This window comes from Cloacibacillus porcorum (assembly GCF_001701045.1).
GTDB lineage: Bacteria > Synergistota > Synergistia > Synergistales > Synergistaceae > Cloacibacillus > Cloacibacillus porcorum.
In genome coordinates, this window is the sequence record NZ_CP016757.1 from 1,856,211 (window position 1) to 1,878,856 (window position 22,646).

Annotated in this window: 14 protein-coding genes; 5 read left to right on the plus strand and 9 right to left on the minus strand. The window is 54.4% G+C overall.

Annotated features, from left to right (window positions below):
- Window positions 1–12 precede the first annotated feature (12 nt).
- From BED41_RS08295 to rlmD, 4 genes are all read right to left on the minus strand, one after another.
- On the minus strand, window positions 13–1,512 hold the full coding sequence (locus BED41_RS08295) for an efflux transporter outer membrane subunit (RefSeq protein WP_066744786.1): 1,500 nt from the start codon (window positions 1,510–1,512) through the stop codon (window positions 13–15).
- Window positions 1,513–4,662, minus strand: coding sequence for an efflux RND transporter permease subunit (locus tag BED41_RS08300; RefSeq protein WP_066744788.1), 3,150 nt, complete (start codon window positions 4,660–4,662; stop codon window positions 1,513–1,515).
- Window positions 4,663–5,862, minus strand: a complete 1,200-nt coding sequence (locus BED41_RS08305) for an efflux RND transporter periplasmic adaptor subunit (RefSeq protein WP_168160249.1) — start codon at window positions 5,860–5,862, stop codon at window positions 4,663–4,665.
- A 279-nt stretch (window positions 5,863–6,141) separates the two neighbouring features.
- Window positions 6,142–7,512, minus strand: a complete 1,371-nt coding sequence (gene rlmD, locus BED41_RS08310; protein ID WP_066744789.1) for a 23S rRNA (uracil(1939)-C(5))-methyltransferase RlmD — start codon at window positions 7,510–7,512, stop codon at window positions 6,142–6,144.
- A gap of 104 nt (window positions 7,513–7,616) precedes the next feature.
- On the opposite strand from rlmD, the gene BED41_RS08315 reads away from it, so the two are divergent.
- Together BED41_RS08315 and BED41_RS08320 are read left to right on the plus strand one after the other, a co-directional pair.
- Window positions 7,617–9,716 carry a PTS sugar transporter subunit IIC/EAL domain-containing protein gene (locus BED41_RS08315; protein ID WP_066744790.1) on the plus strand — a complete coding sequence of 700 codons (2,100 nt, stop codon included), beginning with the start codon at window positions 7,617–7,619 and terminating at the stop codon, window positions 9,714–9,716.
- 24 nt (window positions 9,717–9,740) lie between these two features.
- Window positions 9,741–10,199, plus strand: coding sequence for a signal peptidase II (locus BED41_RS08320; RefSeq protein ID WP_066744791.1), 459 nt, complete (start codon window positions 9,741–9,743; stop codon window positions 10,197–10,199).
- A gap of 5 nt (window positions 10,200–10,204) precedes the next feature.
- On the opposite strand, the gene BED41_RS08325 is transcribed toward BED41_RS08320, so the two are convergent.
- Both BED41_RS08325 and BED41_RS08330 read right to left on the minus strand, forming a co-directional pair.
- Complete coding sequence (locus BED41_RS08325) at window positions 10,205–11,017, minus strand: response regulator (RefSeq protein ID WP_066744792.1); 813 nt, start codon at window positions 11,015–11,017, stop codon at window positions 10,205–10,207.
- Between the two features lie 3 nt (window positions 11,018–11,020).
- Window positions 11,021–12,868 carry a sensor histidine kinase gene (locus BED41_RS08330; RefSeq protein WP_066744793.1) on the minus strand — a complete coding sequence of 616 codons (1,848 nt, stop codon included), beginning with the start codon at window positions 12,866–12,868 and terminating at the stop codon, window positions 11,021–11,023.
- A 241-nt stretch (window positions 12,869–13,109) separates the two neighbouring features.
- Between BED41_RS08330 and BED41_RS08335 the strand changes: the two genes are divergently transcribed.
- From BED41_RS08335 to BED41_RS08345, 3 genes are all read left to right on the plus strand, one after another.
- A complete protein-coding gene (locus BED41_RS08335) occupies window positions 13,110–14,804 on the plus strand; it encodes a diguanylate cyclase domain-containing protein (RefSeq protein ID WP_066744794.1) in 1,695 nt (564 codons plus the stop codon).
- Entirely contained in the window at window positions 14,794–19,077 is a 4,284-nt protein-coding gene (locus tag BED41_RS08340) for a PAS domain-containing hybrid sensor histidine kinase/response regulator (RefSeq protein ID WP_066744795.1), read from the plus strand. The genes BED41_RS08335 and BED41_RS08340 overlap by 11 nt, the downstream gene beginning before the upstream one ends.
- Window positions 19,078–19,170: 93 nt before the next feature.
- Window positions 19,171–19,941: a C39 family peptidase gene (locus BED41_RS08345; protein ID WP_066744796.1), complete on the plus strand. Its 771-nt coding sequence runs from the start codon at window positions 19,171–19,173 to the stop codon at window positions 19,939–19,941.
- Between the two features lie 157 nt (window positions 19,942–20,098).
- Here BED41_RS08345 and BED41_RS08350 read toward each other — a convergent pair whose 3' ends face one another.
- From BED41_RS08350 to BED41_RS08360, 3 genes are read right to left on the minus strand one after another with little or no spacing between them, the layout of a single operon-like run.
- On the minus strand, window positions 20,099–20,668 hold the full coding sequence (locus tag BED41_RS08350) for a 2-oxoacid:acceptor oxidoreductase family protein (protein WP_066744797.1): 570 nt from the start codon (window positions 20,666–20,668) through the stop codon (window positions 20,099–20,101).
- Window positions 20,669–20,680: 12 nt separating this feature from the next.
- The gene (locus tag BED41_RS08355; RefSeq protein WP_066744802.1) at window positions 20,681–21,511 is read right to left on the minus strand and encodes a thiamine pyrophosphate-dependent enzyme; all 831 of its coding nucleotides are present in this window, start codon (window positions 21,509–21,511) and stop codon (window positions 20,681–20,683) included.
- Window positions 21,512–21,513: 2 nt separating this feature from the next.
- Window positions 21,514–22,644 carry a 2-oxoacid:acceptor oxidoreductase subunit alpha gene (locus BED41_RS08360; protein WP_066744804.1) on the minus strand — a complete coding sequence of 377 codons (1,131 nt, stop codon included), beginning with the start codon at window positions 22,642–22,644 and terminating at the stop codon, window positions 21,514–21,516.
- Window positions 22,645–22,646: the final 2 nt, after the last annotated feature.

The following is a 22,646-nucleotide window of genomic DNA, read 5'->3' on the forward strand; positions in this document are numbered from 1 at the left end:
CCTTTTGAAAAATTATTGCTTTTTTCCCGCCTCTTTTTTATCTTTCCAGGGAGTTGGCAGCTCTTTCGTCTCAAGATCATCGCCCGCGCGGTACTGCCAGCCTCCGCCAAGCGCGAGACAAAGGCCGACCGCCGAATTGAGACGGTCCGCCCGGCTGCCCTCAAGCTGCAGCTGTACGGCGAGCAGGCTGCGCTGGGCGTCCAGCAGGTCAAGCTGGCTTGTCATTCCGTCAAGGTACTGGCTCTGCGCCAGTTCAAAGGCCCTGCGCTGGGCCTCTTCCTGCTTGATCTCCAGGGCTACGACCTCTTCGCTCTTTTCGTTGGCGTTGATGGCGTCGATAGTCTCTTTCATCGCGTTCTGTACAGTTTTATAGTACTGGGCGAGCGCCTGCTGGGCCGCCGCCTCTGTTTTTTTTACGTTTGCCTCAAGCTTCCCTCCGTTATAGAGCGGCGCTACGATCCCGGCCGCCGCCGCCCAGCCCGTCGGGCCGTCCAGCATATCGCTCACCGAGTTGTTGACGTTTCCGATCAGGCCGCTGAGAGAGATCGTCGGATACTGCGCCGCCTTAGCGGAGCCAATGTTAGCGAGCGCCGTGCGGTAGTTGAAGGCCGCCTGCAGTATATCGGGGCGCTGAGTCAACAGCTCCGCAGGGAGCCCCTCTGGAATTGAGGGACAGGGCGGAAGTTCCGCTATGTATGCCCCGCGCGGCACTTCGCGCGCGGCGAACTCTTTGGGGTCGCGTCCCATCAGCAGCAGCAGCGAGGTTTCGTACTGCGTCATCGCCAGCTGCAGCTGCTGGACCTGTACCGCCGTAGAGGCGACAAGGGCCTCGTTGCGCCGCACCTCCAGCTCGCTGACCTGTCCCTGTTCGTACTGGTACTTGCTCAGGTCAAGTGTCCTCTGCTGTGACTTGAGGTTTTCCTGGGCGATTTGTATCTGCCGGTCGGCGGCGCGCAGTGAGAAGTAATTCTTCGCCACCTCGCCAGCCAATGACAGACGGACCGTGTTCTTCGCCGCTTCGGTCGCAAGGATGTTTTCTCTCGCCGCGCGGGTAGCCTTCTGGAGCTTGCCCCAGAGGTCCATCTCGTAGCTTACGCCGCCGGCGGGTTCAAGCAAATTTGTCTCATCGCGTTTACCCTCCGCGCCGCCAAGAATATATGAACGAGAAGCGTCAAGCTGGGCGTTCAAGGAGGGGCGCTGTTCACCGCGCGCCACCTTGAACGCGGCGCGCGACTGGGCGACAGCGGCCAGGGCTCCTTCGAGATCACGGTTGCGCCTGAAGGCCTCGTCGATGCACTGATTGAGGACCGGTTCGTTAAATAGCGTCCACCAAGCGGTATCTGGCGTTATCTTTTCCACCGGAGCAGCTTTGTCTGCCCGGATGTCGCCGGAGACGGAGCTCACATAGGCTGGCGGCATATCGTACGCCAGCGGAGACGTTATCTTTGGCCCCAGGTCTATATGAAAAAACGACCCGATAAAAAGTGCCGCTAAAAGCGCGCTGGTAGTCATTTACTTCGCCTCCCCTTCCGCTGTTGAAACTGCATCTTCGGCTGCGGAATCCTTTTTATGTGAAGAGAGCCGCATGACCATCATAAAGAAACAGGGTACAAAGAATATGCCGATCACGGTGGATGCCACCATACCGCCTATTATACCCGTTCCGATCGAGTGTCGGCTGGCGGCGCCCGCGCCGGTACTGATGGCGAGCGGCAGGACTCCGAGTATGAAGGCCAGCGAGGTCATGATGATCGGCCGGAAGCGCAGGTGCGAGGCGTTTACCGCCGCCTGCATCAGCGGCACCCCTTTTTGGTGCTCTTCCAGCGCGAATTCAACGATCAAAATGGCGTTCTTCGCGGATAGGCCGATCAGCGTGACCAGCGCCACCTGGAAGTAAAGGTCGTCTGAGAGGCCGCGCAGCATCGTCGCGGCAAAGGCGCCGAAGAGCGCGAAGGGAACGGATAGGACCACCGCGAAGGGCAGGCTCCACCGCTCGTACTGCGCCGCCAGAATGAGGAATACCATGATAATTCCCAGCACGAAGGCGATCATCGTCGCCGATCCGGTCTGCTTCTCCTGATATGCCGTACCGGTCCAGGCGAGCGTATAGCCGTCCGGCAGCGTCGCCGCCGTCTCCTCCAGGGCCTTTATCACCTGCCCGGAGGTGTAACCAGCGGCCGGCTGTCCCGTCAGCTTCGCGGCGGGAAAGACGTTGAAACGCTCCATTGTGTCCGGTCCCGTCGTCGGCCGCAGTTCGACCAGCGACTCCAGCGGTATCATGTCGCCGTTCTGTGAACGGATATAGGTATACTTGATGCCGTCAGGCCTGTCCCTGTAATTCGACTCGGAGGAGATGAGCACCTGGAAGGTGCGCCCCATCTTGTCGAAGTCATTTACATAGTAGTTGCTGTAGATGCTGCCCATCGCCCCAAAGACATCCGCAAGGCTGACTCCGAGCGATTTAGCCTTCACCCTGTCGATGTAGACGTAATACTGCGGCACCTTCGTTGAGAAGGTCGTCGTCACGCTCGCGATTTCCGGCCTCTTGTCTGCCTCTTCAATGAACTTCTGGACGATGGCCTCAATTTCATCGGCATCCGTGGTTTCCCTGCTCTGCAGATAGCCTTCGACGCCGCCAGTGGTGCTCATGCCGATGATCGCCGGCGGATTAAAGGCAAAGACCTGCCCCTCGGGAATGCTCCAGGCCTTCCCCATCACTTTACTCGCCACGGAGAACGAATCCTCGCCCGCTCCCTTGCGCTGGTCCCAGTCTTTTAGCCTGATGAATCCCGCGCCATAGTTGGACTGGTTGGAAGAGTTGAGGATGTTGTATCCGGCAAAGACGAGCGCCGTCTCCACCTCCGGCATGGAGGATGTTATATCGGAGACCTTCTTCGCCAGCTCTTCGGTCTGGTTGAGCGCGCTGCCGTCAGGCAGGGACATAGATTCCATGATGATCCCCTGGTCTTCGTCGGGAACCAGGGAGGTCGGCAGCGTCACCGCCATCCGCGCCGTAGCTCCGAGAAAGAGCAGAAAGACGACAAAGACGACAACGCCGTGTTTGAGCATTACACGCACGGAAGATGAGAAACCGTGCGTGAGGCGGTCAAAGAAGGAATTGAACCATTTAAATAAGATAAATTTTGGCTTGTGGTCCGAGGGTTTCAGGATCATCGCGCAGAGCGCCGGAGTCAGCGAGAGCGCCACAAAGCCGGAGATTATGACCGAGGTCGCGATCGTAACCGCAAACTGCTTATAAAGTTCACCTGTGAACCCTCCAAGGAAGGCGATCGGCACAAAGACGGAGGTGAGCACGAGAACGATGGCGATGACAGGCGCCGTGACCTCTTCCATCGCCCTGCAGGTCGCGTCGAAGGGAGACAGACCGTCCTCCTCCATATGGCGGTCGACATTTTCAATGACGACGATCGCGTCATCGACGACCAGCCCTATCGCCAGGACGACGCCAAAGAGCGTCAGCGTGTTGATTGAGAAGCCGAAGGCTTTGAGTCCCGCAAAGGTCCCGATTATGGAGACAGGGACGGCGAGACAGGGAATTATCGTGGCGCGGAAGTCCTGCAGGAAGAGCAGGACGACAAGGAATACCAGCACCAGCGCCTCTATGAGCGTGATGATGACCTCTTCTATCGATACGCGGACGAAGGTCGTGGTGTCATAGGGGATATCGTAGACGAGCCCGCTGGGGAACTTTTTCTGCGCCTCGGCAAGCTGAGCCTTGACCTCGTCGCATACGTGTATGGCGTTGGCTCCCGGAGCGAGGGTGACCCCGACGGGGACGGCGGGCGTGCCGTTCTGCGTTCCAGAGAAGCTGTAGTTTTTCGCGCCAAGCTGCACACGCGCGATATCCCTGAGATAGACGGTCTCTCCTCCAGGGATGCTCTTGATAATAATATTCTCAAATTCCTCTTCCGTCGTCAGACGGCCGGTCGTAGTCATAATGTAGGTTTTCTGGATATCGGCCTTCGTCGGCGCGTCGCCGAATCGGCCCAGAGCATACTGGCTGTTCTGGTCCTGTATCGCGGCGGCGACATCGGAGGGGGTTATCCCCAGCTGCGACATCTTGTCTGGCTTGAGCCAGATGCGCATAGCGTAATCCTGGTTTGTGAAGATATTGACGTCGCTGACTCCGGGAATGCGCTTGAGGCCGTCAACGACGTTGAGCAGCGCGTAATTGCTTATATAGGTCGTGTCGTATATTCCCTGCGGCGAGAAGAGCGAGAATATGAGCAGCAGGTTGGGAGACGACTTCTGCACAACGATACCATATTGGCGGACCTCCGCCGGTATTGAGGGCGTGGCCATCTGCACGCGGTTGTTGACGTTTATCGTCGCCTGATCGGGGTCAGTACCAAGCTCAAAGGTGACGGTGAGAACCATGTTTCCCTGTCCGTTGCTGACAGAGTTCATGTATATCATGTCGTCGACGCCGTTTATCTGCGTCTCCAGCGGCGCGGCCACGACCTGCGCTATGACCTCGGGCGTCGCTCCCGGATACTGCGCGCTGACGGTGACCTGCGGCGGCACAAGTTCAGGGAACTGCGCGATGGGAAGTGTATAGATGGACACTATCCCCGCGATAACGATAACTATTGAGCAAACGGTCGCCAAAATGGGCCGTTTTATAAACATTATGGAAAACATTTATTTTGCTCCCTCTACTGCTACCTTTTCGCCGGGACGCACCTTGCCGACGCCGTCAAGAACTATTCTCTCTCCCTCTTCGAGCCCCTTGCCCACAAGGCAGGTATTGTCTATCGTCCTAAGTATCGTTATCTCGACCTTTTCCGCCGTATTTTCGTCGTTAAGTTTGTAAACGAACGATTTTTCGCTGGCCTGCAGGATGGCTTTAAGCGGCACCTGAATGATGTTGGGGACATAATATCCTTTTACATAGACGCGTACAAACTGCCCTGAATAGAGGGAGTTGCCCTTGTTGTCAAATACGGCGCGCGCGTTGATCGAAGCGGTCTGCGGCGTGACGAACTGGTTCTGGAAGTCTATCTTTCCCTTTTTATCTATCTTAGTACCGTCACCCAGCGCCAGCTCCACATAGGGTCCGCCCTCTTCGGTTTTAAGGAAACCCTGTTCTGCAAGCTGCTTACTTTTACGATATGTGTCGGCGGGTATCGCAAAATCAACGTAGACCTTGTCTGACTGTACGATCGTAGTCAGAAGCCCTCCCGCCTCGATTAGATTCCCCACGGAATAATTTTCTTTGCCGCTCAGACCCGCGATCGGAGCTCTGACGGTCGTCCATTCCAAATCTATCTGGGATTGGCGCAGCGCGGCGCGTGCCGCATCCACCGCTGATTTCGACGCCTTGAAGTTCGACTCCGCCGTATCAAAATCAGCCTTACTCACGGCGTTTTTCTTATAAAGAGCCGACGCTCTGTCATAATCCGACTTCATCAGGTTCATCTGCACTTCGCTCTGCTTCAGCGAAGCGTAATTCCTGTTGACGGCGGCGCGGTAGGGTGCCTGATCGATGACGAACATGACCTGACCGGCCTTTACCGGCATGCCCTCTTTATATGATTTTTTCTTTATGATGCCTCCGACCTGCGCGCGCAGCTCCGCCTGTTTGAAACCCGCCGTCTGTCCAGTGTATTCCATTGTGATCGGCATGTTGGAACGTTTGACCGTCATTTCAGAGACGACTGGAGGCGGGACCATCGCAGCGGCGGCTGCGGCGGCCTTTTTCTTTTCTTCGTTCTTAAAATACCACCAGCCCGCGGCGGCGGCGATAATTATGAATGCGATGATTACGTATACTATATATTTTTTGCTCTCGGCATTCTGGGGCTCACTCTGTATTTCCGTTGTCTTGTTTTCGTTTTCCACGGATACATCTACTCCTCGCATAAGGACAATTTAGTAAATTTCATTATAACATACTAAATAAAAATGAAAGACGCCGCCTCAGTGATAGCAGCAATACATTATCTGAAATACCGAATATGGCGGAGCCGTGACGCCGGCATATGTCCGCTCCGGCACGCCCACGCCGTAAGTTATGAGGGCCGGGGACGCTGCGTAAGAAAAACTCCGGGCCTTCCGGAAAAGGATGCATTTTAGGCAGCTATTACAATAAAGCAGGAACGTTTTAAGTTGTAAAGGACTTTATTTCCCTGTTTTAACTAGCAGCGCCGCCGTCTCCACGTGCCCGGTCTGCGGGAACATATCGAAGGGACGCGCCTCAAGCGGCGTGTAGCCTCCCTCCGCGAGGCGCTTGATATCTCTGGCGAGCGTCGCCGGGTTGCAGGAGACGTATACGATCCTCTCCGGAACCGCCTTCAGCATCGCGGCGATGACTTTTTCGTCGCAGCCGGAGCGCGGCGGGTCCACCACTACGACGTCGCAGCGGCTGCCGCTTAGGCTCTCCGCGATATCCTCCGCCTGAGCGGTGTGCGGGACGATCTTTTTTATGCCGTTCCGTTCGGCGTTGCCGGCGATATACTTCGCCGCGGGAAGCCAGCTTTCAACGGCGGTCACCTCGGCGCCGCCGGCGGCTAAGAAGGCGGTGAGGCTGCCGACGCCGGAATAGAGTTCGAGTATTTTACCGGGCGCGCCGTCGAGGGCAAGCCCCGCGGCGTACTCGTAAAGACTGAGGGCCTGGGCGGAGTTCACCTGGAAAAAGGAGCTGGCCTCGAAGGTGAAATTATATCTTCCCAGCCGTTCACTCATCAGCTCCGCGCCGTATATGGGTATGGTACGGCCGCCCCAGATGAAATTCCCGGGAGAGTCGTTTATGTTATATACCATCCCAGACAGTCCCTTTATCTTTTGCGCGGCGGAGCGCAGGCTCTTTTCCTCTTTTTTTGAAAGCGGCCGTCTGCCGATCACCGCGCAGAGCGAATCCTCGCCGAACTGCGCCTGCCTAACGACGATATGGCGGATCAGCTCGTTCGGCAGTGACCGCCTGCCCTCGCGCGCGCCGCAAAAGCCCTCTTCGCGCAGTGCCGTGAGAAGCCCGTTAAGATTTCTATTTATCTGCGGCAGCAGTACGGGGCAGTCGGAATATGGGATTATATCGTGGCTGCGCGGCCTGTAAAAACCCGCGCGCAGGCTTTCGCCGCCAAGGCTCTGCACCGGCAGCGACGCCTTGTTGCGGTAACCCCAAAGCTCCGGCGAAGGAACGCACTCATGAACGTTCGGCGCCTCTATCCCGCCGATCCTCTCCAATGCGTCAACAACCGTCTTCCGCTTCATCCTCAGCTGGGCGCCGTAGGATATGTGCTGGAGCTGACAGCCTCCGCAGCGTCCAAAGATGCCGCAGGCCGGCGTTATACGCTCGGGCGATTCGGATAACCTGCGCAGCACTTTAGCCGTCCCGTAGTTTTTCTTCTTTGTGACAAGACGGGCTTCCACCTCTTCGCCAGGAAGGGCGTCGGCGACAAAGACAACAAAACGCTCGTCGCCCGCGCGGACGACGCCTTCGCCTTCGTTATTAAGATCTGAAATCGTAACCTTTATCTTATCTCCCTGTATCATGGGTGATACTATACACTAAAAACCGCCCTCTTGCGTAGGTAAAATCCTCTTCCATACCTTAGTATTATATGGCTATATCGCCATAATATACGGAGAGTATATAAATGAAAATAGATAATACCATAGAAATGATAGAGACTTTACCAATGACGAGGGCGCTGCGTACGGCCCTGGTAATGTCCATCCCCATCCTGATGATCGGTTCCTTCTCGCTGATACTTAAGTCTCTTCCCATACCGGCCTATCAGCGCTTTTTAGAGATTTTTTTCGGCGGCGCGCTTCGTGATATTCTGGACATCGCCCACCGGGCGACGTTTGGGATATTTTCACTCTATATGGTGCTTGCGGTGAGCAGGAATTATTCGCAGGACAACAGCTCCGACCCGCTCATGTTTTACGGCGCACCGATCGCTTCGCTGATATCCTTCGTCATTTTATGCGGTTTTTTTTCCGGGCGTCCCTCAATAGCGGCTCTCGGCGTCAACGGCATGTTCACCGCCCTCCTATGCGCCGTATGCATACCTCCGGCATATCTTTGCTTTGTTAAGAGATTCGGCGGCAGGCGAAGGATATATACCAAAGGGGCGGATTATATATTCAACCTCGCGATCGGCTCCCTGCTGCCGCTCTTTCTGACGGTACTTTTCGTCTCTTCGCTTAACTATATTATCGTACAGTCATTCGGCGTCTCAGGGCTGTATGAACTATTGGTAAAGGGCGGACAGCACATTTTCAGCGGCAGGGAGCGTTCACTGAAAAGCGCGGTACTCTTCCTCGTATCTTCAGGGGTGATGTGGTTCTTCGGCATCCACGGCAACAATGTGCTCGACAGTGTTATTAAAACCGTCTTTTACCCCGGCATAGAGGTAAACCATTCAATGCTTGCCGTAGGGCTGGTCCCCAGCGAGATATTAACGAAGACCTTCTTTGACACCTTTGTATATATGGGCGGCTGCGGCGGCGCTATCTCGCTGTTGGCCGCCGTACTTATTTTTTCTAAGAGGCCCAGCAGCCGCAACCTCGCCAAGCTCGCTTTTCTGCCGATGCTCTTCAATGTCAACGAGATCATGCTCATCGGCCTGCCGGTGGTACTCAACCCAATATTCCTGATCCCCTTTATCCTGACGCCGATAACCTCATGTCTGATCTCATATGCCGCCTTTTACTTTGAACTGCTCCCTGTCACCGTCAACGCCGTCGAATGGACTACGCCGGTGCTCTACGGCGGCTATGCTTCGACAGGATCTATGGCCGGCGTGCTGCTGCAGCTGGTAAATATGATCGTTGGCGTCTTCATCTACCGTCCCTTTATTCTCTTTTCAGACAAAGAGCAGGAGCTTATCTCCAACAAACAAATGAACGCCCTTGTGAGGCTGCTGCAGGAACAGGAGGTGAAACGCTCACCGGTGATGCTGACAGAGCTTTACGGAACGATGGGGGCCGTGGCGAAGGAGCTGGCGGAAGATCTCGATTACGCGCTTTTCTCACATGAACTGATGCTCTATTATCAGCCGCAGTTTGACGACAAAAGGCGCTGTATCGGCGCGGAGGCGCTGCTGCGCTGGAACCACCGCCGCTTCGGCTTTATCTATCCCCCACTTATCATAAAGCTGGCCGAAGAGAAGGGCTTCCTCTCGGAACTGGAAGAGAATATAATAATACGTGCCGCGAAGGATCTGCCGCTTGTGCAGAATGCCTTGGGCAGCGAAATATCCGTGAGCGTCAACGTATCCGGTCTGACGATCGAGACCGACGCCTTTGAACAGTTCCTGAAAAAAGCCGCTCTCAGCGGAAAGATAAACGCCGGAAAGATCAACCTCGAGGTCACAGAGCAGATGGCTCTCAGCTCCGACCCGCGAACGGAGGAGCGTCTCCGGAGGATATGCGCTTTGGGTTTTCATCTGGAGATCGACGATTTTTCCATGGGACATACGTCAGTCAAGTTTTTGCAGAGCGGCATCTTTGGAACGGTAAAGCTCGATGGAGCGATCATAAAGGATATCCTGCACAATCAGAGAAGCCGCGAGATAATCGCCTCCATCATGGGGCTCTCCCGCTCGCTCGGATTTAAGGTCATCGCCGAATATGTGGAGAACGAGGCCATCATGGAGGCGCTTGAGGAGATAGGCTGCCGAGCATACCAGGGGTACCTTTTCAGCCCGCCGCTGCCGCTTGATAGGCTGCCGGAGTCCGTCAAAAAATAAAATATATATGGAGGGGGACGCGAATTGAGAGAATATATATCTTCGAAAGCAGCGCTGATATGCACCGCCGCCTTTTTTATCTCTCTCTTCGCTGACAGGCTGACGAAATATGCGGCGTTAAGGCTGGGATGGAACACCAGCCTTAACGCCGGTCTCTCTTTCGGGCTCTTCAGCGAGACCGGATCTTCCGTGGTTACGGCGGCCAGCGCAGTTATCTTATTGATATTATTGATTCTTTGTGTACACTGCGCGCGCTGGCGGGGGCCGCTTTTCCGTCTCGGCGGCGGTTTTATGCTCGGCGGGGCCGCCGGTAATCTCATGGACAGACTGTCCTGCGGACAGGTGATCGACTGGCTTCCGCTTCCTATGTCGGAGATATTTTTCCGAGGCGGGCTATGGATAAACGCGGCGGATATTTTTCTGTCCGCAGGAGCGGCGATGATAATTTTCGCACTTTGGAAAGAGCGCAAAAGCGGCTTATAGGCCGGTCAAACTTTATTCCGCCCGCGCCCGCTTACCTTTGTCAGGTATCCAACCGTAAACTCCGCCCAACTGTAGTTCTTCATATACTCCCCCGTAAAGGAATTTACCGCGGCGACCTCACCGCGCAGAAAGCGGTAATAATCGCAGTCGATCATCTCGGGATTCACCGCCACGTTGTTCCGTCCCTTGATAATGACGTCGTCGGCACCCTCGGCCCTCAGCGCCGCGATCAGGTCGGAGATGAAGGTATGTATCTGGTTGAGCAGAGAGCGGTCATAATTTTTACATTCCCATAGTATGGCGGCAATCTCCGCCATCGTCGCGCCCGCCCCGCGCCGGTCAATCAGATAGGCGAACAGCTCCTTTGACTTTGCTCTTTTAAAATGTACTGGCCTGTCGCCCGAGAAGACCTCAAAGTTGCCAAAGGTCTGGACGCGCAAGCGACATCCCCTATCCTTAGCCACGGAGAGACGCAGATTGGCCAACTCCGCCTCAATATCCTCAATAGAGGCCGGTTTCAGCAGATATCCGGAGGCACGAAGCTTAAAGGCGTCCACCGCGTATTCGGAATACCCGGTGAGGAAGATCACCGCAGCCGTGGGCGATATTCTGTTTATCTCCGTGGCAAGCGCCAGCCCGTCCATGCCGCGCATATTGATGTCGACAAAGGCGGCGTCGATATTATTTTCCTCTATATACTTAAGAGCCTCCGCCGGTTTTGTGAAACCCTTGACTTTTGACACGTAGGGAAGCGATATGAGCTGCTCCACAAGATCCTCAAGGACAAGTTTTTCGTCGTCTACCGCAATGATTTTCATAACTTATACACTCCTAACGCCAGGTTCTTGGCCTTTACGCTTGGGAATAAAGATTTCCACCACCGTACCGCCGCCGACCGCGCTTATGACCGACAGGCTGCCGCCGCAAAGCGTCTCCAGCCTCTTTCGCGTATTTTCTATTCCTACATGGCTTCTGTCGTCATTATTGACCCTCTCCGGGTCAAACCCCACGCCGTCGTCGGAAACCTTAACCAAGTATCCACTCCCGGTCTCCGCCGATGAGATGGTGATCGTGCCTCCACCCTCTTTCTGGGTAATGCCGTAGCGGATGGCGTTTTCAACAAGGGGCTGGATAGTGAGCACCGGTATCAGAAAACGGCTTGCCGTGATATCATACTTGACCCGGACGTCATCTCCGAAGCGCAGCTCCTCTATGTAGAGATAGTTTTTCATATGGGCAAGCTCCCGGTCAAAGGTTATCAGCGGTTCATGTGAGAGTGAGTCCATATTGCCGCGAAGATATTTTGAAAAGCGTGTTATAGCCTCGCGCGCCGTCTCCGGGTCTTTGGCACAGAGAGCCTTGATCGCCGCAAGGGCATTGTAGAGGAAATGCGGCTGTATTTGCGAAAGCATTATCGCCACCCGGCTCTGGATGAGCGCCCTCTCCATCGAATCTGTCTCGGCGGCGGCGTCAGCGTTTCGTTTAAACTGCCAGACGAGTATTCCCCACTGCACCGATACAAAGATGAGAAATCCCGTGCGCGTCCATAGATTGGCGTTATAATGATTTCCCCAAAAGAACAGAATATCAAGACATCCGCCGGCAGCGACGGGCAGAACGGAGAAAAGTACCGCCGTGCTGAAGGTTTTCCGCCTTTTTCTCCGTTCACATAGCAGCGCCAGGAGCGAGACCGCCAGCGCACCCATGAGGATATTCGATCCATAGAACGAGGTGTCATATACATCTATTCTGCCAGCCAGCTGGCGGGCCTCGACGAAGATAACGCTCACGGCCTGAAATATGGAGTAGGCCATCAGCGTCATACGGCGTCTGCCGGTGGTGTATGTCGAGATATAAAGAGTAAAAAATATCCCCATGAAATACAGCCCGTACATATCAAGACTTCCGATGAAAGCCGGATAGGGCACTAGAAGCGGCAAGATGTCAAACTGTATGGAAAACCATATGCCGCTGCTGATGGTAAAGGCCGCGCCATAAAAGAGATCTTTCGTCTTGTGCCGTTTCAAAAATAGCAGTAACAGCGCCGTGCATAATTCCAGCAGCCCCAGAAAAAAGACGAATATTCCCACCACAAAGGAGAAACCATGCTTTGTGAAGACCATTCGGTAGAGCGCGTCGGGAGAGCCGCTGTACATCTCATTGAGCAGGACGTTAACGCTGCTGTAGTGCACCTTCTTATAAACATTTGATATCTCCAGCCTGATATCGTCATCCTTCGCTATGCCCGGTGAGGCAAAAAAATGCCACACATTGCCGGGGCTTCTGACATATAGCGACGTCGAGCGGTCATAGCCAAAGCTGTATATCTGCGTACCATTCCTGAATAACCTGATCCGCAGGTCGGTAATGCGCAGCATGACAAAATCTTTTTTCTCCACGTTCTCGGAGAGACGTCCCGTTACAACGATGTTTCTATGACCGCTTAAATCGAAGCGCGTATCTTCACGCAGCTCCTTTTCCTGGCCGCCGTCAACGCTGTAAGTACCTCTGATATATAGGTGCGAGAAAGGCGAATCGAGGCTCAGCTTTGCGTTCTCCTGCGTCACGAGCCAGGAGGCAAGAATATAAAGAAGCGCGAGAGCGGTAATTAACAGTACACATAGGGCCCTATCCGTAAAAAAATATCTCAGTTTCAGTCGCTTGAACATGGCCCGCCTCCCACAGCGCAAAGTAGTTATAAAAGGATATTATATAAAGTCCAACAAAAGTCCAACAAATTTTGTCATTTTTACAGTAAACTATTCATTTGCGGGGTGATTTTTCTATACTAACATATGTTGTTGATAATTATTATAGTTTATGTTATGTTATGGTGCAAAAGTTGGAATGATACTGCAATCATGAAATAGATGGTTTCAGTGAAGCTGAAATCATACGGAGGCCTCTTCAATGCGGATATTTGACCTGAAATTCGGCCGACAGACTTTTGAAAAACCGACACTTGAATTTCTTGAAAGAGCCTTTGCTCTATTTATAAGAGACGGCCTTTCGTTAACATCGATGGAGACGATCTCCGGCATCGGCGGAAGCACCGCCGATGTCAAAAGCTGCCCATTTACGACAAAAGAGGACGTAATATCCGCTCTGCTGGAGATAGTCTTTCAATATACCGCCGGGCAGATGCTGGAGTCCTGTGATTCCGCCGGTTATGCAGATCTTTCCGGTTTAGAGAGGCTGCGTCTTTATATAACGCAGCAGGAAAAGATATTGGCCGACAGCCCTGAGATTTTTATCTTCTTCAGGGAGCTGGAAAGCGCCTTTGCCAGAAAAGAGCTTTCAGATCATCTGCTGAAAAAATATACCGACGGCATGCTACCCATAAGAGAACGCCTCACCGAGTCCTATAGAATCGGCGTCAAAGAGGGTACGGTACGTAAGGATACTGACATCGGGCGTGCCTCGTCGGTATTCTTCAACACGCTTATGGCTCTGCTCCAACACATCGCCGCGATGAGCCGGATTACCGCCGGGTATGATTCCGCCAGCGAAATATCCATCTTTGCGGACTCCATGCTGGGGTATCTGAAATATTGTGCGGCGGCGAAAGATAATAATAACGGCTATATCTTATCCTCCTCCCTGAAAACGGTGGAGTTTCCCGAAGGGGAAGGCAAAACATCCGCCGACAAAAATTTGATACTGATCGTGGACGACGAATGGGTCAACCGCGCCATCCTCTCAAAGATGTTCAGCGGCATCCACGCCACCGCCGAAGCGGAAAACGGCGCAGCGGCCTTGGAATACCTTAAACGGCACGGGCGGAAGGTAAAGATAATACTGCTCGACCTGCTGATGCCGGTCATGGACGGCTTTGAGCTGCTGGCCCTCATCAAAGCGGACGAGACGTTAAAAAATATCCCAATAATCATCACCTCAGTGGCGGGGGAAAAGAGCGAAGAGCGGGCACTGGCGATGGGTGCGGATGAATTCATCGCCAAGCCTTATGTTCCCGCCGTCCTGCGGCAGCGAGTCGAGACCGTCCTGGAAAACGCACGGCTGCGCGCAGAAATGCGGGCGACCGAGGGCCGGAACGAGATCATAAAAGAGGCGTTTTTCGACTACCTGACCGGGATCTATAACAGGCGGGGCTTTGAAACTACCCTGCGCGCCGGAGATTTTTCCGATAAAGAGATGCTCCACGCCTTCTATATGCTGGATATGGACAATCTGAAAATGTATAACGATACCAGGGGACACAGCTGGGGAGACAGCGCGATAAAGGCCTTTGCCTACGCATTGAAAGAGAACCTTCGCACATACGACATCGCGGCCCGTATTGGCGGAGATGAGTTCGTCGTTCTGCTCAAAAATCTGCCCTCCAAAGAGACGGCGCTCCAACGCGGCAGCGATTTTTGCACGAAGGTATGCCAGTCCGGTTTTGAGGACCCCATATCATGTTCAGTGGGACTTACAGTCTTCAAAGGCGAGCCGAATATGAAGAGGCTGATGGAAGAGGCAGACGCGGCGCTCTACGCGGCCAAAAGAAGAGGCAGGCACTGCTGCTGCATATGGGACGAGGCCACGATGAAGATACCGTACACATCAGAGGAAACGGAAAAGAGACGATTTGACAATGAACGGTAAATATTCCGCACTTAAGCTGCTGGAACGCCTTTGCGGAGCGCTCTTTAACAGCGGAGATATGACAGCGGCAGCGCTATCTCTCTCAAAAGACTTCGAGCTGGTAATTGATGGAACGACGACGGAGGGCTCGGACGATTCTCTCCGCGCCCTGGCCGCTTTCGCCAAGGAGTCCTTCCCCGCCGTCGTCTCCTTTAAGGATGAAATGGAAACAAACGAGGGCGGGTCCGCCTTTCTTAAAGCTGTAAGCGGTGAAACATCGTTTTTACTGGCGGCCACGGCAAACGGCGGTAAACTTTTGTCTCTGGAGGTAAGACGTTCGTGCCCTGCCGCACCGTGCGGCGCGGAAAATACCGAGCTATTTCAAGAGGTATTGGCCCAGTCGGATATCGCGGTCATCGTCTGTGACGCGGAGAGCTATGAGATACTATATGTCAATGACGCCGCCTACAAAATGGCCGGAAAAGAACCAGGCGGCTATCGGGGCAAAAAATGTTATGATTATATGCTGGACGAGGCCTCGCCCTGCAGCTTCTGTACCGTTGGGCTGTTTACCGCCAACGCGATCACCAAAAGCGAACTTTACCTCGAAAAATTGGGAAGATATTTTTCCGTCAGCGGAAAAAAGCTGAATTGGCGCGGGAGAGAGGCCTTTGTCGAGTATTTTTATGATATAACGGATGAGAGAATGGCAAGGCTGGAGATGGATTCCGTATACAAGAACCTCCGCATAAGCCTGGACGAGATCTCGCTGATATATAACTCAATCCCGGGCGCGGCGTTCAGATGCCGCTTTGACGATCGGTGGACGATCATATCCGCCAACGACGGCCTGTTTAAATTCCTCGGCTACACGCGGGAGGAGTTTATGCAGATGGGCAACAGTATAGCAGCCGTTATCTATCCCAAAGACGGCGCGGCGATACACGATAAGATACGCTCCCAGCTCGCCGGCGGCAGCACGACGATCGTGACCGAGAACCGCCTGGTCTGCAAAGACGGCAGCGTCAAGTGGATACACCTGCGCGGCGAGCTGATGAAAGATGAGAACGGCGAGGAATTTTTCTTCTGCGTTTTTGTCGATATCACTCAGCAGAAACAGGCGGAAGATGAGCTTGAAGAGAGCAGGATCAAGCTTGCGGCGGCGATCAATCACGCGGGGCTCGAATATTGGGAATATGACATCGCCGCAGACAAAGCTTACATCCGTGACTTTTCACATTCTATCCATAAATTACCGGCAGTAATAGAGAATTTTCCGGAGAAACTCATTGAAAACGGCTTTATCCATGAGGACGACTGCGAAAAATACCGTGAAATGCACACAAAAATGAAGGCCGGGGAGAAAGACGTCGTCCACGATTTAAGGGTTCGCGCAGCCGGCGGGAGCGAATATAAATGGATGAGGGTGCATTACACTAACATCTTCGATAAACAGGGCACGCCCTTAAGGTCGGTCGCCACCGCGCTTTCGCTTGATGAGTACAAAGATCTGGAAGAGCAGTTTAAAGTCGCCGCCTCACAGTCCGGAATGACCGTCTGGAGTTACGACTTCGCAAAAAAACAGATCATACGGAGCCACACCGCGGAGACCGCCAATAAATTGGACCAGACGATTGAAAATGCGCCCGAGAGCATTATCGCCCTCGGACTCGTGCACCCGGACGACGTTGAAAAATTCCTCGGCCTCTATGAGAGGATGGAGGCCGGAGAGCGTTCCCTTTCGGAGGTCATACGCGTCAAAAAAAGCGATACTGACAGTTACCGCTGGGAGAGGGTCACATATACTACGGTCCCGGACCGCTCAGGCAGGCCTCTTCACGCGATCGGAACAAGCGTCGACGTTACCGAACAGGAGCTGCTCGAAATCCGTTATGAGGAAGAGAAGGCGTACTCTGAGATACTTGAAACCAGCACGCTGGTCAACTACAGGATAAACATAACCCAGGACAGGATCATCAGCAAAAAGAGTTCCCGCCCTGAATATCTCATCGGCGATATCAATAAGACAGAGACTTTTTCCGAATTCTGTGACAAAATGACCGGGTTCGCCGTAGGTAAGGACGATATCAAAACGGTGAGAGAATTCTATTCCGCGAAAAATCTGCTGCGCGATTTCAATAGAGGAGAACATTCAAAATCCGCAGAATACCACCGGCTCTTCCCCGACGGCAGCATCAGGTTCGTGCGGGCCACTTTCCGTCTGAAAATAGCCCCCAACAGCGGCGATCTCCATGGATTCCTCTATTCGGAGGACATCACCGGAGAGCGGCTCATGAAGAGCCTGATAGACAAAGCCGTAGAACAGGACTATGACTACGTCGCCTTCATCGACGGCATCAGCGGGCACGCCACCTGTTTTGGAAACAAAAATTCCGGCGCCGTGCTCCCTCCGTCGCACTGCAGCGATTTTGCGCGGGCAACCAAAGAACATATCGAAAACTGCGCGGTTCCCTGCGACCGGGAGCGCGTAATTATGGAAAAGTCACTGGATAATGTCTGCCGCCAGCTTGGTGAAGCGCCGACATATACGGTATATTACACCGCCGTCCAAAAAGACGGCTCGCAGGGCCGAAAGAAACTCTGTTTTTCGTATATCGACAGGGAGACAAAAAAAATACTCCTCACCGAACGCGACATAACCGACATTTATGAGGAGGAGCAGCGGCAGAAGGATATCCTCGCAGCCGCGCTTTCCGCCGCGGAGCAGGCAAACACCGCGAAAAGCAACTTCCTTTCGCGTATGTCGCATGAGATCAGGACTCCGATGAACGCCATCATCGGGATGAGCGCAATCGCCGCGCAGTCTATCGGCAACGACGGCGAGGTGGCCGACTGTATCTCAAAGATCGGTATCTCCTCGCGTTACCTGCTTTCACTCATAAATGACATCCTTGACATGAGCCGCATCGAGAGCGGCAAGATGCTGCTGAAAAACGAAAACATCCCCTTTGAGGAATTTATCAACGGTATCAACTCTATCTGTTACGCACAGGCTCAGGAGAAAAAAGTCGATTATGAATGTCTCGTGAAGAGCGGTACGGAGGATTATTACGTTGGAGACGCAATGAAGCTGCAGCAGGTGCTGATAAATATTCTCAGCAACGCCGTTAAATTTACGCCGGAGGGCGGCAGGGTCGGCTTCAGTGTGGAACAGCGCCAAAAATTTAAGGACGGCGCCCTGCTCCGCTTCGTGATAAACGATACCGGCTGCGGCATCTCCGACGAATTTCTCCCCCGGCTTTTTGAGCCGTTCGCGCAGGAGTACAGCGGTTCGACCTCCCTCTACGGCGGCACCGGCCTCGGGCTTGCGATCTGTAAAAGTATCGTCGATATGATGGACGGGCACATCGACGTCCGCTCTATCAAAGGCGTGGGAACCGAGTTCACCGTGGAGGTCCGGCTAGGCATCACGGAAGAATCGCGTGTGAAGGGACATAAGAAAAGCCTCCGCAGCTTCACAAACCTCCGTACGCTCGTGGTGGACGATGACATCACCGTGTGCGAACATACGGTGACCACCCTCAAAGAGATGGGGCTGCAGGCCGAATGGGTCGACAGCGGAGAAAAGGCGGTAGCTCTCGTCGAAGTAAAATGGCGGGACAACAAGTACTACGACTTGATCCTGCTTGACTGGAAGATGCCCGGGATGGACGGCATCGAGACCGCAAAACGCATTCGCGCTACTGTCGGCCCGGAGGTGACGATCATCATAATGACCGCCTACGACTGGTCGTCGATAGAGCACGAGGCAAAGCTGGCCGGCGTCAACCTCCTTATGGGCAAGCCCATCTATAAAAGCTCCCTCATCTCCGCCTTTGAGAGAGCCCTGGGTGAAAAAGAGGTTATAAAAGCCGTGCGGACGGAGGACTTTAATTTCCGCGGACACCGTCTGCTTCTGGCGGAAGATCATCCTCTGAACGTCGAAGTGGCGAAAAAACTGCTCGAAGGAAAGGGCTTCGCCGTCGAACATGCGGAAAACGGTCTGCGGGCCATTGAGCTGTTCAGCAAATCGGCGCCGGGTTGGTACGACGCCATACTGATGGACATCCGCATGCCGCTGATGGACGGCCTGCAGGCGGCGAACAACATCCGCCACCTGAGCAATACCGACGCGAAGAGCATCCCCATTATCGCGATGACGGCAAACGCCTTTGAGTCCGACATCGAAGACAGCCGCCGGGCGGGAATGAACGCGCACCTCGCAAAACCGATAGAGCCGGAGCAGCTCTTCCGCACGCTCTACAATCTCATCCGCGGTACAAATGAGTCTTAACCCCTTGAAATATACTGGGGATTTTATCAGAATATAAGAAACAGGCCATAAATTTATGGCGTCAAGTTTATAGTAAAAAGGAGACACACTTACATGAAAAAACTGCAACTTAACGCGGTGATAACTGCCCTGATAATATGCTGTACCTCGGCGGCGGGCGCAGCGGAGCGGGTCGTGCCCTTTCCGCCGGAGCTGGATACCAAGTCAGCTGGCGCCTCTTCCTATAACGCCGCAGGCGATGTTAAGGATTCCCCATATTTTCCGTCAAAGGATTACTTCACATTAACAAGCAGCAACAAGGGCCTCACTATACTGAGCGGCTTCCCCACCTACCAGCAGACGACGGAGGTCACCTGCGGACCGGCCGCCGCCCTCACGGTGCTCTATTACTTCGGGAACAAAAAGTATGACGAGCATATGCTCTCCATCCTTATGGACACGCTGCACGAACCTAAGAAGGGCGGCGAAATGGGTACCTCGACCTCCGGCATGGTAAAGTTCTTCAAGTCCATCGGCTGGAAGGTGGCCTCAAGTCTGGACCGCCCTCAGGGCAAGAGCTATGACTTTGAAAATCCTCAGCAGTTCAAAGACTTTGTCCTCAAGAACCTTAAAGAGGGCGTGCCGGTGATGGTTGAAAATATGTACTGGGGCGGACATTGGCGCGTCATCATCGGTTACGATACGATGGGCACGGAAAAGACCACCGATGATGTGATCATCTTTATGGACAGCTACGACGTGCTCGACCACCGCCAGGACGGCTACGCCGTACAGGCCGCAGAGGGCTTCTTCTACACGTGGAAGGATATGGAATATCTGCCGAAGGGTGAACGTGTGCAGCAGTGGCTCACAGCCCGTCCATAAGCCATCTGCAAAACTGACGCAGCCTCCGCGCATTGACCGGCGCGGAGGCTTTTTCATTTATACGGCACCCGTCTTATCCATGTGATATTGAAACTAAAAAAAAGAGGCCTCCTCGGAAGGAAGCCTCTCTTGATATTCTATGGCTTTTGCCGCGAAGTTACTTCTTCGCCGCTACCGCCTCAGACATCATCTTGTAGCCCTCGTCGAAGGCCTTTTCATTGAGCTCTTCGGTTCCCTTGGGAACGCGGGCAAGGATAGCATCCTTGATCGCCTGGGGCTTTGTCAGTCCCTTGTCCTCAAGCACCTTCGCCGCCGTACCGAGCGCCACCATGTTGACAACGATCTCGCGTCCAAGCTTCTCACGCGCCGTTCTGACGATGGGGAGCATGTAGACTTCGGCGTCAAGCTTCGGGGGGTCCGTCACAAAGAAGTCGTCGAGGATGACTGTCGCGCCCTTCGCCGTATCATGGCTGTAGGTGTCGCACGCCTTCTGTGTGAGGATGACCTGAAGGTTGGGATGGGCAGCCTTCGGATAGTCTATTTCGCCGCGGTCGTAAACAACTTCCGACTTGGAAGCGCCGCCGCGGGCCTCAGGGCCGTAAGCCTGGCTCTGTACTGAATTGAGGCCCTCTGTACGGAGTGCAGCCGCCTCACCCAGGATCACTGCGGCGAGAATGACTCCCTGTCCGCCGGATCCAGCAACGCGAATTTCAAAACGATCGCCCATGATCCGTACCTCCTATGCCTTTCCCTGCGCGCGCGCGATGACGTCGTTGTAACGGTCCGTGTACTCGCGGGCGTTCTCTATGTTGACGAATTCGCCGACAACGATCTTGCCCTCAAGCTCCTCGGGCGTCATCTTGTCAGCCTGCGCCTTGAGGACAGTATGCTCCTTGAGGAACTTAATGTTGTCCGTCGGGCGGCTGCGCTTGTTCTTGCGGCCAAACTGCGTGTGGCAGAACGAGATGATCTCGACGAGCGCAAAACCCTTCTTCTGATGTTCGATCGCCTTTTTCAGTATCTGCTCGCACATCACGGGGTTGGCGACTGTCGCGCGGGCGACATAGGTCGCGCCGGCGCCGGCTGCCAGTTTGCAGATGTCGAACGTCGGGTCGATTGATCCATAGGGGGCCGTTGCGGCGAAGGCGCCTTCCGGCGTCGTCGGCGAGGCCTGTCCGCCGGTCATACCGTAGATGTTGTTGTTCATCAGAACGGCGGTGATACCGATATTGCGGCGGCAGGCATGGATGAAGTGGTTGCCGCCGATCGCGGTGCCGTCACCGTCGCCCATGACGTTGACGATCGTGAGTTCGGGGTTGGCCAGCTTGACACCCGTCGCGAAGGCGAGTGAACGGCCGTGCGCCGTGTGGAGCGTGCAGGCGTCGATATAGCCGGGCATACGGCTTGAGCAGCCGATACCTGATGAGATACAGACCTTTTCCTTCGGGATGTTCAGGTCTGAAATGGCGCGGAGGATGGAGTGCATGATAATTCCGTGTCCGCAGCCAGGGCACCAGATATGGGGCATGAACTTAGTGCGCAGAAGTTTCTTTACATCTTCGCGTGGCATAGTTACGCCACCTCCTTGATGAAGGACATAATCTCAGCCGGCTTGTAGAGTTCGCCGTTGATAAGGCTCTTACTGTGTACTTCGCAGTTGGCCTTGACGGCTCTCTCGACTTCCAGCACCATCTGTCCGGCATTGAGTTCCGGAACGATGATGTGCTTTACTCTCTTCGAGAACGCGGCTATTTCTTTATCCGGGAAGGGCCAGAGTGTGATCGGACGGAAATGTCCGACCTTGACTCCCTGCTCGCGGAGCTCGCGGATCGCGCGGAGCGAGGAACGGGAGACGGAGCCGTATGATACGACCACGATCTCGGCGTCTTCCATGAAATCTTCTCTGTATTCAACGATCTCGTCGCGGCAGCGGTCAACCTTGCGGATGATGCGGTTAGCCTTGAGGTCGATGTCGGGAGCGTCGTTTGTCGGGAAGCCCCACTCATTGGTGGTGAGACCCGTCACATGCCAGCGATAGCCGTCGCCGAAGGCGGGCATCGGAGGAACGTCGTCGGCATCGGGGCGATAGGGCACGAAATCGTCGGGCGCTACGGTCGGCTTCTTGCGGTCTACGACCTCATAGCTCCCGGGTTCGGGGATGACGATCTTCTCGCGCATGTGTCCAATGACCTCATCAGCCATGACGAGTACCGGCTGACGGAAGCGTTCGGCCATGTTGAAGGCCTTGATCGTGATCGTGTAGCACTCCTGAATTGAGCAGGGGGCGTAGGCGATCGTTGCGTGGTCGCCGTGTGTTCCCCACTTGGCCTGCATTACGTCAGCCTGGGAAACCTTCGTGGGAAGCCCGGTCGAGGGACCGCCGCGCTGGATGTCGGCGAGAACCATCGGGATCTCCGCGATATATCCATAACCGAGAAGCTCCTGTTTGAGGGAAATTCCGGGGCCTGAGCTCGCCGTCATCGCCTTAAGGCCTGCTATCGAGGCGCCAAGGGTAGCGGCGATTCCGCCGATCTCGTCCTCCATCTGGACGAACTTTCCGCCCAGCTTCGGGAGCTCTTCGGACATAACTTCCATAACTTCTGTTGACGGGGTGATCGGATATCCGCCGAAGAACCTGCAGCCGGCGGCGATAGCGCCCATTGCTATGGCCTTATTACCCTGCCAAAATTCGTTCTGGGCCATGG